Below are 529 nucleotides of genomic sequence, written 5' to 3'. Positions count from 1 at the left end.
AGGAGGAATAATTTGCCCCAACGTACCTGAAGCACAAATGGTTCCGCACGCGAGGCCTTTGTCATAGTTGTATTTGAGCATCACAGGCAGAGAGATCAACCCCATGGCCACCACCGATGCTCGCACTACGCCAGTCGATGCCGCAAGTAGCGCGCCCACCAGCACCGTCGAAATTGCGATGCCGCCACGGACGCCACCAAACAGACGCCCCATCGATTCCAGCAGCTGCTCTGCTAGCTTCGTTTTTTGCAGCACGAGCCCCATGAAAACAAACAGCGGTACAGCCATCAGCACCGTGTTTTCCATGATGGATTGAATTCGATATGGCATGAAGGCAAACATGTCCATGCCCTCTGCCCAAACACCAAAAATAAGAGCAATACCGCCGAATGTGAACGCGACGGGAAACCCGAGCAGTAGCGCAAAGAGCGCCACAAAAAACATCACTATACCGATCATAATGACTTCCTTTTACGACTTACCGTTGCTACCGGCATAGATAAGATGAGGGTTAACGATTTTATTGACT

1 protein-coding gene is annotated in these 529 nt (G+C 51.0%); it reads right to left on the bottom strand.

What is annotated here, in order from left to right; genetic code table 11:
* Positions 1-459, bottom strand: a 459-nt coding sequence (locus R7Q11_RS29055) for a TRAP transporter large permease subunit (protein WP_225467331.1), incomplete at its 3' end; no start/stop codon positions are given.
* Positions 460-529 lie beyond the last annotated feature (70 nt).

It is taken from the genome of Vibrio sp. 970, assembly GCF_033339075.1.
The sequence above is the reverse complement of the archived record's forward strand: the minus strand, read 5'-3'. Positions and strand labels throughout refer to the sequence as shown.